At 35.9% G+C, this 13,018-nt stretch carries 10 protein-coding genes; 5 read left to right on the forward strand and 5 right to left on the reverse strand.

The window, feature by feature from the left end; genetic code table 11:
• Nucleotides 1–654: 654 nt before the first annotated feature.
• On the reverse strand, nt 655–1,578 hold the full coding sequence (locus F1560_RS12965) for a LysR family transcriptional regulator (protein WP_149475052.1): 924 nt from the start codon (nt 1,576–1,578) through the stop codon (nt 655–657).
• Between the two features lie 225 nt (nt 1,579–1,803).
• Between F1560_RS12965 and F1560_RS12970 the strand changes: the two genes are divergently transcribed.
• The 5 genes from F1560_RS12970 to solA all read left to right on the forward strand — a co-directional run bounded on the left by F1560_RS12970 (nt 1,804) and on the right by solA (nt 8,385).
• Nucleotides 1,804–3,210, forward strand: coding sequence for an MFS transporter (locus F1560_RS12970; protein WP_149475053.1), 1,407 nt, complete (start codon nt 1,804–1,806; stop codon nt 3,208–3,210).
• A gap of 102 nt (nt 3,211–3,312) precedes the next feature.
• Entirely contained in the window at nt 3,313–4,635 is a 1,323-nt protein-coding gene (codB, locus tag F1560_RS12975; RefSeq protein ID WP_187773728.1) for a cytosine permease, read from the forward strand.
• 34 nt (nt 4,636–4,669) lie between these two features.
• Entirely contained in the window at nt 4,670–5,473 is an 804-nt protein-coding gene (locus tag F1560_RS12980) for a creatininase (RefSeq protein ID WP_149475055.1), read from the forward strand.
• Nucleotides 5,474–5,738: 265 nt separating this feature from the next.
• Nucleotides 5,739–6,968 (forward strand): M24 family metallopeptidase, encoded by a 1,230-nt coding sequence (locus F1560_RS12985; RefSeq protein ID WP_149475056.1) that lies wholly within the window; start codon nt 5,739–5,741, stop codon nt 6,966–6,968.
• A gap of 247 nt (nt 6,969–7,215) precedes the next feature.
• Entirely contained in the window at nt 7,216–8,385 is a 1,170-nt protein-coding gene (gene solA / locus F1560_RS12990) for an N-methyl-L-tryptophan oxidase (protein WP_149475057.1), read from the forward strand.
• A 160-nt stretch (nt 8,386–8,545) separates the two neighbouring features.
• Here solA and F1560_RS12995 read toward each other — a convergent pair whose 3' ends face one another.
• The 4 genes from F1560_RS12995 to F1560_RS13010 form a co-directional block, all read right to left on the reverse strand.
• On the reverse strand, nt 8,546–9,502 hold the full coding sequence (locus F1560_RS12995) for an ATP-dependent 6-phosphofructokinase (RefSeq protein ID WP_210095884.1): 957 nt from the start codon (nt 9,500–9,502) through the stop codon (nt 8,546–8,548).
• A gap of 271 nt (nt 9,503–9,773) precedes the next feature.
• Nucleotides 9,774–10,877, reverse strand: coding sequence for a galactitol-1-phosphate 5-dehydrogenase (locus F1560_RS13000; protein WP_149475058.1), 1,104 nt, complete (start codon nt 10,875–10,877; stop codon nt 9,774–9,776).
• 253 nt (nt 10,878–11,130) lie between these two features.
• A complete protein-coding gene (gene deoC / locus F1560_RS13005; protein ID WP_149475059.1) occupies nt 11,131–11,802 on the reverse strand; it encodes a deoxyribose-phosphate aldolase in 672 nt (223 codons plus the stop codon).
• 78 nt (nt 11,803–11,880) lie between these two features.
• Complete coding sequence (locus F1560_RS13010) at nt 11,881–12,912, reverse strand: zinc-binding dehydrogenase (RefSeq protein WP_149475060.1); 1,032 nt, start codon at nt 12,910–12,912, stop codon at nt 11,881–11,883.
• Nucleotides 12,913–13,018: the final 106 nt, after the last annotated feature.

The raw sequence follows: 13,018 nt of genomic DNA on the forward strand, positions 1-13,018 counted from the left end.
ATGTAAATAAAGCTTATTTTTATAACATTCGTTACAGTTTGTGTCATTTGTTAGAATACGCTTTCATTATAGAGCGGAATAATTAGATTGTCAACCTCAACTTATGTAGAATTTTGTAGAAATTCAGATATTGTAATATGATTACAATATACTAGATTTAAATTGCATGATAAAAGATACAGCAGAAGTGGTGATTTCCCTCCCCTTTTTTTCCGCACACAAAAAATTCCCCTTTAAACAACTTACTTCTTTGTTCAAGAGGAGTATATCAGCAAACATTCTATGAATTACCCTAACAACACCCTTTTCAATATGAACGGGAATGAAGCCAATAAAACTTTTACAAAATTAAGTGACAAAGAACAGCCTTCTATTTATCCAGTTGGTAGTTTAGAGGTAGCTAATGCATAGGAACACCTGGTTATTTAAAACGAAGGGCAGAAATGTCACATAATAAGAATGAAGGTCTTCGACTAGAATCTTTTTCTCTAAGAGATTGGAGTGAGCATGCCCCTAGAATGTCCTGCTAAATCAGCGATTTTTCTTTTCGTCACTTTATCAAAGCCCTGCTTGTCCAATTATTTCAGCATTAACCGTAAAAAATAGTACATTATTCGTGTGGTTTGCTTATTATTTTATAACCCATATTCCGGATCAATTCTCTACTGGGTACTTTTCGTGATCAAAAACATTTATAATTGGTTTCAATGTCATTAAATGAGGTTCATTTGTGACTTGATTAATGGTATCAATAAATTTCTTCATTGTACTTGTTAAATAATCATCCACCTGTCTAATAAAAACAATTGATATGTCACTATATTTTTTGGGTATTGGATAACATTGAATAATTCCATCAGCCTCTAGGTGACTGACTGTCGAATAAGGGACTAGACTAATTCCAAGCCCAGCTGTAACACTTCCCAATATCGTTTCCAGTGTTCCGAATTCCATAACCTTTGCATTTATTATTCCCTCATCATATAACCAGTTTTCTAATCGCGCACGGTAACTGCAACCAGAATTAAAAACAAGTAGGGGTTTATTTTTTAAATTGTCATAGCTAATTCTTTTGCTACCCGATATTAAAACTAATTCTTCTTGAAAAACCTCAACTTTTTCAATTTCAGGATGATTACCAAATCCTGTAACAAAAGCACCATCCAGCTTACGTTTTAATACCTGATTAATGAGGTCTGTAGAAACCCCTGTTTTCAATGTTAAATCTACATTTGGATGATTTTTATGATAGGTAGATAAAATCATTGGTAGCTTCATAATAGTTTCAACTGTTCCAATCTCGAGGGCCCCAGAAGGATTGGCAGAATCCTGAAATTCTTTATTCACTTTTTCGATCAAGAATAAAATTTTTTCCGTATAAACTAGAAGCCTTTTCCCTTCCGTATTTAACGTTGTTCCTCTACTGTGACGATCGAATAATTGCGTCTTTAATTTCGATTCTAATGACTTAATTCTAGCTGTAACATGGGATTGAACATAACAAAGTTCATCTGCAGCTTTACTAATACTTCCATTTCGAGCAACACTTTGAAATATTAACAGATCTTTAATTTCCATGCGTAGCCTCCTTGACTTTTTCATTCCTTCAGTAGTATTGATGGGAGCCATCTTTTTTTATCATTATACATGATCGCGCTTTCATCTTATAATATTATCTAATATTAAACAAGGTTTAAATTATTCAAAATACACCAAAAAATAATAGGCCTTCTTTCCTTAACAGAAGATTGACGTTACAAGTGAATCCTTTACTTTTTTAAATAAACCTAAGGAGTTGAAAAGATGACATCTACAATAATAGAAAAAAACAAACAAAAAGGATTAAAAAAAATCATAGGCGGTTCTGCCTATGGTAATATGATCGAATGGTTTGACTATGCCACATACGGTTATTTAGCTACAGTAATTGCTTTTGTTTTTTTTGCACCTGGAAATGAATCTGCTGCTCTATTAAACACCTTTGCAATATTTGCCTTATCGTTCATCGTTAGACCAATTGGTGGTGTTGTCTGGGGATATTACGGTGACCGGATTGGAAGAAGAAAAGTATTAATTCTAACCATGTGTATGATGTCACTAGCAACTTTTACAATCGGAATTATTCCAAACTATGAAACCATCGGTGTATTTGCCCCTATTTTATTATTGTTATGTCGAATCATACAAGGTTTTTCTGCTTCAGGAGAATATGCAGGTGCTGCCCTCATGATTGCTGAGCATGCACCTGCGAAAAAAAGAGGACTAATGGTTAGTATGATACCAGCAAGTACTGCTGCAGGAATGCTTTTAGGAGCTGGTGTTGCTGCCATTTTGGAGTTCAGCTTGAATACCCAAGCCCTATACAGTTGGGGCTGGAGAATCCCTTTTTTAATGTCCTTGCCACTAGGATTAATCGGCTTATATATTCGCCTGAAAATGGAAGACTCGCCTGTGTATAACGAAATGATAGAAAAGAAAGAAAAACTGGAGATTAAACAGCTTGGGATTATCGAAGGAATTCAAAAGAATTTTAAAAAAATATTAATTGCTATGGGTGTCATCTCTCTCAACGCTGTTGGATTCTATATCATATTATCCTACATGCCAACCTACCTTACAACAGCCTTAGGTTTCGATCATTTGCAAAGCACGTTAACGACGATCGTTACCTTGCTCACATACATCTTCTTACCAATTGTTGGTAGCTTAACCGATAGAGTTGGCAGAAAACCAGTCTTAATAACTGCTTGTATTTTCTTTATATTATTTACGTATTCGATTTTTTATTTGATGTCTATGGGAGGTATTTTCACCATATTGTCATTGATTATTTTAGGAGCTATTCTTGCCTGTAATGATGGTGTATTAGCAACATTTTTATCTGAAATGTTCCCAACAGAAGTCCGGTACAGTGGATTTGCATTATCTTTTAATACAGGAAATGCACTTTTTGGTGGGACTGCACCTTATATCGCAACTTTTTTAATTGCCACCACTGGCAACAATTTTGCACCCGCTTTTTATCTCATGGCAGGAGCAATTATCGCATTGATTGCCCTGCTTAAAACGACAGAAACGACAAATATTTCACTTTCAGAGATAAAAGGAACGGAGGTATTAATAGAAGAATCTGAAACGGAAAAAAATCAGCCCCATAATAGAAGCGGATTCAATTGGATTAGAATGAATTCCAAACGTCGCGACATTTGAGGAGGTGAATATGTATAGTTGAAATCTACTTTATGGATATTCCTTAAAATAAGCAAAAGGGATTGATTGAGCAACCTATTCTATCGGAAGGGCGTGTTAGTATTGAGCCAGAAAGTATCAAAAGAATATGTTGATGTTGATTATACTTTAACTCATGTTCCGAAAAGTGCTAGAAAAAGCTGGATACCCATATTTGCTGTTCTGCTAGGATTCACTTTCATCGTTACCACGATGGCGGCTGGAGCAAACCTCGGAACGTCACTGCCACTTCGTGATTTAATTACAGTATTATTGATAGGCAATATAATTCTTTCAACCTATGTTGGTGTATTATGTTGGATTTCTGCAAAAACTGGTTTAAATACAATCCTTCTAGCTCGATACACATTGGGGAAATTTGGCTCAAAGTGGACAAGTATAATTTTGGGTGGAACACAGGTCTTCTGGTATGCATTCCAGGCTGCCTATATGGGAAAAGTATTTACTGCAGCTCTCGGTTGGGAAACTTATTTTGTTCCAGTAACCATGTTTTGGTCACTCTTCATGGGCGCTTTTGCAATCTGGGGAACGAGAGGAATGGAAATAGTAGCTTACTTATCAATTCCACCATTTCTCTTTTTAGCTTACAAGATTCCTCAAATTAGTATAGAGACTGTTGGAGGTGTTCGTGAGCTTTTTGCAATCGAACCTACTACAACCATTACTTTTGCTGCAGCTATTACAATCATTATAGGAGCTTTCATTTCTGGGGGTACACAGGCCCCTAACTGGGCTCGTTTCGCAAAAACTCCAAAAACAGCATTTTCAGTGGGATTTTTAGCCTTCTTAATCGGTAATATTGTCATGGCTATATCCGGTATGCTAGGTGGATTAGTTATGCAAGAACAGGATATGGTTAATGTTTTATTACAAATGGGTATTATTGTATGGGCCATGTTCATATTAATTTTTAACATTTGGACAACAAACACAACTGCAGCCTATTCCTTCGGCGTTGCTGGTGCTGAATTTTTCAATAAGCCGAATAAAGTCCCATTTGTAATTGGAGGACTTATCATCGCTACGATTATGGCTGTAACCGGAATCTATGAAGTGTTCATTTCATTCTTAACATTTTTAGGTATTTTCGTTCCATCTCTTGGTGGATTGATTATCGGTGATTATCTATTTAACTGGAGAAAGTCAATGCCAAGAATTGAAGAAATGAATTTTAGAGTGATTCGATCTTCGAATTTAATTGCTTATATATTTGCCACATTAGGTGCATATTTAAGTTCTGTTTTTGAAATAGGACTACCACCACTTAATGGAATACTACTTGGAATTGGATTGGTTTATGTTATGAAAAAAATCTATAACTTATTAGGTATCGATGATCAACATAAAACTCCAAGTAAAACAGAGGACGTTAAAATCAGTGGTTAAGTATTAAAAAATATAAAAAGAGAGGATAAATCTAATGAGTCAAATTTTTGCAAGAAACATGACATGGAAAGAATATCAAGCCAAAGTGGAGGACCACATCTTAATTTTACCAGTTGGATCTACTGAACAACACGGACCACATTTACCATTAGGTGTTGATTGTATCATAGCGGAAAAATACAGTGAGTCTATTGCAGAGAAAGTAAAGGCAGTTATAGCTCCGACAATTACTTATGGCTATAAGTCACAACCTGCAAGTGGTGGCGGTCCTTTATTCCCTGGTACGGTTGATCTAAACGGATCAACGTTAACATCGCTAATCTATGATGTTTTAAAAGAGTTTATTGCTGATGGCTGGAAAAATATATTAATTATGAGTGGGCATTATGAAAATGATGCCTTTCTAGCGGAAGCTTGTGATCTATTATTAAGAGATCAAAAAGAGGAATTTCCTAAAATTCTTTTATCAAATTGGTGGGATAATATTTCACCTGAACTTTTGCCAACAATTTTTGATGAAGTAGAATTTAAAGGATGGGCAATGGAGCATGCTGCTATTACGGAAACATCGATGATGATGTATTTTACTCCAGATCTTGTTCATGAAGACCTGATTACAGATGATGGTATTGAAAACGCACCAACCTATCAACGATTTCCACCTTCAAAGAATTTAATTCCAGCTTCGGGATGTCTATATACTGGAAAATCTAGTACAGCTGAAAAAGGCCGTTTAATTGTAGAGAACGTGTCCACTAATATTATTTCGTTTTTGAAGAAGGAGTTTACTGTCGAACGAAAGGAAATCTATGTCACGAATTCAAGTATAAATAAATAGATTGTGTAAATAGTTGTCAAATTCTAGGTGATATTTTATTTTAAAACCGTAATCAATCTGTAAAAATGATACACACATCATTTTTAACTATTATACAAAAGATTTTTTATCCAATACAATAAAATTAAGATTTCACTCCATATATTGAAAACGCATTCAAATATTAGCAAGAACAATAGAGTTTAAGTGATTATGCATATTAGTATTCGATTTTTATGCATGATTCTTACTAAATAATTTGAATACCAGAAAGGGGAAATTGAACATGCAAAACGTAACCGAATTGGAAAGAACTAAAATCATAGAAAATGGTGAAAAAGTAACATCAACCTTTTCTAGGCAGGAGATGGAAAATCGCAATTCAATTTTACGCCGAAACATAGCTGAGCTAGATATCGATGCTGTATTATTCACATCCTATCACAATATTAATTATTATAGCGATTTCCTCTATACATCATTTGGTAGATCTTATGCACTTGTTGTAACTGGTGATAAACATTATACAGTTAGTGCAAATATTGATGGTGGTCAGCCTTGGCGTCGCAGTTATGAAGATAATATCGTATATACCGATTGGAAAAGAGATAATTATTTGTACGCAGTGAAGAAAGTGTTAAACGGAACTTCGGTTAAGCGTCTTGGTGTCGAAGATGATCATTTGACACTTGAAATGCGTCAAAAGGTTAAAGAAGCTTTCCCGGATGCTGAACTTGTAGATGTCTCTAAAGTAACAATGAAACAACGTATGATTAAATCTCAGGAAGAAATTGAGTTAATTAAAAATGGAGCTCGAATTGCTGATATTGGTGGTGCTGCAGTAGTTGAAGCAATTGCTGAAGGTGTACCAGAATATGAAGTTTCCTTACACGGTACGCAAGCAATGACTCGGGAAATCGCTCGTACTTACCCACATGCTGAGCTAAGAGACTCATGGATATGGTTCCAATCTGGAATTAATACAGATGGTGCGCATAACTGGGCAACTAGCAAAAAAATAAAACGTGGCGAAATTCTTAGCCTGAACTCCTTCCCGATGATTGCAGGTTACTATACTGCACTTGAGCGTACTTTATTCTTAGAAGAAGTACCAGATCGTCATCTTGAATTATGGGAGATCAATGTGAAAGTACATGAAAGAGGTCTTGAGTTGATCAAGCCTGGTGTGAAATGTATGGATATTGCTGCTGAATTGAATGAAATTTATATAGAACATAATCTTTTACCGAATCGGACTTTCGGTTATGGACATTCATTTGGAGTTCTTTCACATTATTACGGACGTGAAGCAGGGCTGGAACTTCGTGAAGATATTGAAACTGTTTTAGAACCAGGAATGGTCGTTTCCATGGAGCCAATGATTATGGTTCCAGAAGGTCAACCTGGTGCTGGTGGGTATCGTGAGCATGATATTCTCGTTATTGGGGAAGATGGAGTGGTAGAAAATATCACGAAATTCCCTTACGGACCAGAGCATAACATTATCAAAAAATAATTGATTTCATTTTTTCATATGGGTGTTCAGTTATCGATATGAACACCCATCTTTTATTATTGCCATGGTTTTCATTTTAATAGTTTTATCATTTTTCATGGGAATTATATCACTAAAAGAGATGGATTTCTTACTTTACCATCATTAACGACAGATCACTAATGTATCGTTTACACGGAATATGTCGTACACAATTTAACAATTTAAATTAATATATTCACCAAAATTCCAAAAAGGGGGATTTTATATGACAAAACATTATGACGTGATTGTAGCTGGCGCTGGATCTATGGGTATGGCTGCTGGTTATTATTTAGCGAGACAAGGGGTAAAAGTTTTATTGATAGACGCATTCAACCCACCACATGATCAAGGAAGCCATTTTGGCGAAACTCGAATTATTCGCCATGCATACGGGGAAGGTAGAGAGTATGTTCCACTAGCTCTACGATCACAAGAACTTTGGAATGAATTAGAAAAGAAATCACATCTTAAAATATTCTCACAGGTTGGTGCAATGGGATTTGGCCCTAAAGGTAATGCACCATTTATCGATGAAGCGATTGCTAGTGGAAAAGAGTATAATTTAAATGTAGAACAGCTTACTGGAGAAGAGATGAGAGAGCGGTTCCCTGGGTTGCAAGTACCAGATGATTATAATGCTTTTTTTGAGCCTGATTCAGGGTTCTTATTTAGCGAAAATGCTATCCAATCATACAAAGAGCTAGCAGTGCACCACGGAGCAGAGCTTTCATTTAACAATCCAGTTACCGACATCGAGGCATATGAAGATTCAGTAAAAGTGGTAACAGCAAACGGAGAATTTACTTCGGATAAGTTAATTCTTAGCGCTGGATCTTGGAATGGAATGTTAACTGAAAAAATAGGCTTGAATCTACCACTATACCCAACTCGTCAGCCTGTCGCTTGGTTCGAAGCTAATGAGGAATTATTTAATACAAAGGCATTCCCTGTGTTCATGGTAGAAGTTCCACAGGGTGATACAAGAGCAATCTACTATGGATTCCCAACTTTTGATGGCTGTGGTGTAAAAGTTGGTCGACATGATTATGAAGATCATATTGATCCAAATACAGTGGACCGTGAATTCGGATCAAACGAAAACGATGAAGGTCATATCCGTGAGTTTTTGGATCAATTCATGCCAGAAGCATCCGGCGCATTAAAGAAGGGGGTCATTTGCATGTATACAAGAACCCCAGATGGTCACTTTATCATTGACAAGCATCCAGTTCATCCTCACATCTCAATTGCTGCTACGTGTTCAGGACATGGATACAAATTTGCTAGTGTCATAGGTGAAATCTTATCTCAATTGGCGTTAACTGGTGAAACAGATCATGATATCTCGATCTTTAAATTGGATCGACCAAGTTTAAAGAATTTAGTAAAATAACATATTTGGTTTTGTAGGATGAACCATCTTATAGCGATGCAGGTATTAATCCAGATTAGCCTAGTCGACAGAACATAGTGTTTCTGTCTGCCTAGGCTTTTTTCTTTGAAAAGTTAAAATGCCATTATGGCCTTTGCATTTCAAAAATGTACAGTAAAAGTCAAGTACTAAGAAGGGGTTCTAATAAACGATAACTCTCCAGTTTACTTCCTTCGTCAATATCTACCATATCAAAATCAACATCTATCATTTTATTTTCTTTAATCCCTACCGCTTTGCCAGTTTGCTCGTTCATTAATAATTCTATTGCAGCAATGCCCATCCTGCTTGCAAGCACCCGATCAAAGGCCGATGGGTTGCCTCCTCTTTGTAAAAACCCTAATGTAGATGTTCTTACAGATATATTTAGCTTTTCTTCAATACTTTTTTGTAATTCCTGTATGTCATGCAATTCATCTGTTACAATAATCATATTGTTTCTTTTTCCATCACTTATTCTCGTAGCTAATGTGGAACATATTGTATCTAAATCCAGTTTCCGTTCAGGTGTAGAAATAATTTCTACCCCGCCTGCTAAGGCTGAAAATAAAGCCAAATCTCCACAATTTCTTCCCATCACCTCAACAATAGTTGTCTTATCATGAGAAAGACTTGTATCTTTAATCTTATGAATACACTCTAAAATAGTATTTACAGTTGTATCAAAACCAATAGAATAATCTGTATAGATCATTTCATTCTCAACTGTTGCAGGAATACCAATTACCTTTACACCTAGTTGTTGTAATTTCCTGGCTACTTCAAAAGATTTATTATCCCCAATTATAACTAAAGCATTTATTTCGAATTTTTCTAAATTATTTCGAACTATTAATTCCTCTTTTTCGTTTAATTCCGGACTTCTTGTTATCTTTAAGATTGTACCGCCTGCATCTGTAATATTTTCCAAATCAGATGCATTTAGCGGATAAATAGAACCCTCTATTAACCCATTGTACCCATAATTAATTCCCATCACATCAATGTTATGATAATTGGCTGCTTTAACGACGGCACTAATTGCAGCATTCATACCAGGCGCATCCCCACCGCTTGTTAATACTCCTATTTTCATCATTTACAACACATCCAAGTAGTTATTTTTCTAAGTTATTTCTATATTTATATATAAACAGATATTTTGTTTGTTGTCCAAATAAACCAATTTATCGTAATAATTATTCACATGTTAACTAACCTCGAAATAACAGAAAATACTATACAAGATACCTTTAGGCCTCCTGTATAGTAGTGATCCTCAATTATTTCAATCAAAGATTTATTTGAAATTGATTTGGTCATTAATTAAAATTCATTAAGCTTTTATAGGTTACATATTATAGAGTATTTTAATTTCCCACCGGAACCTCTTCAACATTATTTATTTCCCCAGATACTTCCGTTTTTTCCGGGTTAAAAATAACTTTAACTGAATCTATCTCTCTATTAATAACTTTTTGGAATACTTCTGGACCTTCCTGTAAAGATAACTTATGAGAAATCATTGGTTCAACATTGATTTGGCCAGTACTCATATAGTGAACTGTTGAGGTCCACTCTTTTCCAGGAAATGGTGCAGAGATTGCATTCCATGATCCATAAATGGTCAATTCGTTACGGACAATTTTTTCAAAATAGAAACGTTCAATATTAATATCCGCATATGGAATTCCCATGAATACTACTTCCCCGCCTTTTTTGGGTAAGGCTAATACTTGAGCAGATGTAATTGGAGAGCCGGCAGATTCAACAGCCAGATCAACACCACGCCCATTTGTATACTCCATAATTTGTTCATGTGCGGGCTTTTCCAATGAGTTTATTGCTACATCAGCACCAAGCTCCTTAGCAATTTGTAGTTTCTTATCATCAATATCAATTGCATAAACTTTTTTCGCGCCGAAAATTTTTGCCCATTGTACAGCTAGAAGTCCAATACTTCCAACTCCCATAATTGCAACCTCTGCACCTGGTTGGATTTTAGTACGATAAAAACCATGTGCAACTACTGCAGAGGGTTCTACCAATGCAGCTGTATCATAATCAACATTATCTGGAAGGGGAACGATGTGGGTAGCAGGTAATTTTGTATATTCTGCATACGCGCCGGGGCGGCGTGCACCAATTACACTTAGGTTTTCACAGCGTGCTGGTTCGCCACCTAAGCAATACTCACATTTTTCACAAACGAAAGCTGGGCATCCAGCGACACGATCACCAACTTTAATTCCTTCAACTTCTGGACCAACCTCTGTTACTTCACCTGCGAATTCATGGCCAAACGTCATTCCCTCTACATATGGACCGAGTTTTTTATATCTAGATGTATCGGATCCACAAATTCCAACTGATTTTACTTTAATGATAACATCATTATCATTTTCGATTACTGGAACTGGTGTATTCTCTTCAAAACGAAGATCTTGTACACCATAAAGATTTAACGATTTCATCTCAGTCACCCTCACTCTTACTAATTTGCAGACTCATTTTTTACTTCTTTTTTTTTGCTAAAAAATAGTTTATATGCTGCGAATCCAACGATAATCGTGTTAAAAATTAATTGGTATTCAAAATAGAATTCACTTATCCCTCTCAGTGGGCCTAACATAAAGTCTAAAAGTGTGTCTACCATACTAACCCTCATTTCTATGAAAAGTGATAAAACGATTAAGTAATATACTTAACCGTTTAGGCACGATATTCTTAATATGAAGCCTCTGAAACCCCGCCACTGATAATTGCTACTGCCCCACTTGCACCAATACGGTTCGCACCAGCAGCGACAATATTTACTGCATCTTCATACGTTTTAACTCCACCAGCAGCCTTCACGCCAATTTTGTCACCTGCTATAGAACGAAGTAATTTAACATCTTTAACGGTTGCTCCGCCACCATTAAAGCCAGTTGCTGTTTTAACAAAATCAGCTCCCGCTTCGATGATTAATTCCGTTACTTTTACTTTCTCTTCATCTGTTAATAATGCTGTTTCGATAATAACTTTTGTTGTTAATCCTTGAGATGCCTTAACAACTTCTGCAATATCATTTCTTACCACATCATATTCACCTGATTTAAGAGCTCCCAAGTTAACTAACATATCGATTTCTTCAGCACCATTTTTGATTGCCTCTTTTGTTTCTTCCACTTTTACATGTGTTGTTGCACCACCAAGTGAGAATCCTATTGGTACTCCTACTTTAATATTGTGTGGAGATAACAGACTATGGGCGTAAGATACATAATATGGGTTCACAAAAACAGTTTTAAAGCCATATTCGATTGTTTCTTCACAGAATGCTTTAATATCCTCTTTACTTGCAGTTGGAGTTAATAGTGTATAATCAATCATGTCAATTAGTTGTTGCTTATCCAATTTCTTTCTCCCCCTCACCTTTGAAACAAGGTATAATGTAATTCAGACGTTTGCGCTGGAAGATTACTACGTTTATGATCACTCCACAGGCGTTAACAAAACTTTAATTGCTTCTCCGCTTTTTATCGCTTGATATGCTTCATCCCATTGGGTAATGTTAAACTCATGTGTTACCAAAGCCTTTGCATTTACTTTTTCATCATTCATTAATGCAAGTGATGGTTCCCAATCAGCTGATTTTTGGCTTCTGCTGCCCACAACTCGAATTTCTTTTTGAATAATTTTCTCAAGGTCAAATTGAATTTCAGATTGAGCAAAAATACCTACCTGTGCATAATGTCCTTTTTTGCGAAGAATTTCTAGACCTTGTCTTGCAGCTGGTACAGCACCAGAGCATTCCAATACTACATCAGCACCATAACCATTTGTTAATTTATTGACAAACTCTTTTAGATCTTTTTCTTGAGTATTAACGGTATAATCAATACCTACTTCAATTGCTTTATCTAGACGAACTTTATCATTTGTCAGTCCTGTAATGATTACCGTAGCACCTCTACTTTTAGCTACCTGAGCTGCTAACAATCCTATAGGGCCCGGACCAATCACAACAACAAGATCCCCTGCATTAATTTCTGTTTTCTCAATTGCATGGTATGTGCATGCTAATGGTTCTGTCATTGCCGCTGACTGGTAGTCAACATTTTCCGGCAAATGATGAACACTCTCTTTACGGGCTACTAAATACTTGGCGAAACCACCATCTTGTTGTGAACCAAGACCTTTTCGGTGGTTACAAAGGTTATAGTCACCCGATTTACAGTATTCACATTCACCACAAATATAGAAAGTAGTTTCTGAAGTAACTCGATCACCGACTTTAAATTCCGTTACTCCTTCTCCAACCTCAACTACCTCACCAGAAAATTCATGTCCGAGTGTTACAGGTGTTGCAACTTTATAATGTCCTTCATACGTATGAATATCAGATCCACAGATACCCGCATATTTAACTTCTATTTTCACTTGGCCTTTGCCAACCTGAGGCTCTTGTCTATTTTGAATTTCTAGGTTACCGAATCCGAGTTCTGTTTTTACTAATGCTTTCACTATGAATTCCTCCTGTTGCTTTCGTTTAACTCGATCAATTTAATTGCAAATAGCTTTTAAGTGAAATAATTCACAATTAGACACTGTTTAACTTTATAAAGAATGA

Source organism: Oceanobacillus polygoni, assembly GCF_008304605.1.
Classification (GTDB): Bacteria; Bacillota; Bacilli; order Bacillales; family Amphibacillaceae; genus Oceanobacillus; species Oceanobacillus polygoni.

What these genes read in the sequence shown, in the direction of transcription:
- F1560_RS12995 (WP_210095884.1), bottom strand. Translation starts at nt 9,502, where the DNA reads ATGATGAAAATAGGAGTATTAACAAGCGGTGGGGATGCGCCTGGTATG.
- F1560_RS12980 (WP_149475055.1), top strand. Translation starts at nt 4,670, where the DNA reads ATGAGTCAAATTTTTGCAAGAAACATGACATGGAAAGAATATCAAGCC.
- F1560_RS12970 (WP_149475053.1), top strand. Translation starts at nt 1,804, where the DNA reads ATGACATCTACAATAATAGAAAAAAACAAACAAAAAGGATTAAAAAAA.
- solA (WP_149475057.1), top strand. Translation starts at nt 7,216, where the DNA reads ATGACAAAACATTATGACGTGATTGTAGCTGGCGCTGGATCTATGGGT.
- F1560_RS13000 (WP_149475058.1), bottom strand. Translation starts at nt 10,877, where the DNA reads ATGAAATCGTTAAATCTTTATGGTGTACAAGATCTTCGTTTTGAAGAG.
- F1560_RS12985 (WP_149475056.1), top strand. Translation starts at nt 5,739, where the DNA reads ATGCAAAACGTAACCGAATTGGAAAGAACTAAAATCATAGAAAATGGT.
- F1560_RS12965 (WP_149475052.1), bottom strand. Translation starts at nt 1,578, where the DNA reads ATGGAAATTAAAGATCTGTTAATATTTCAAAGTGTTGCTCGAAATGGA.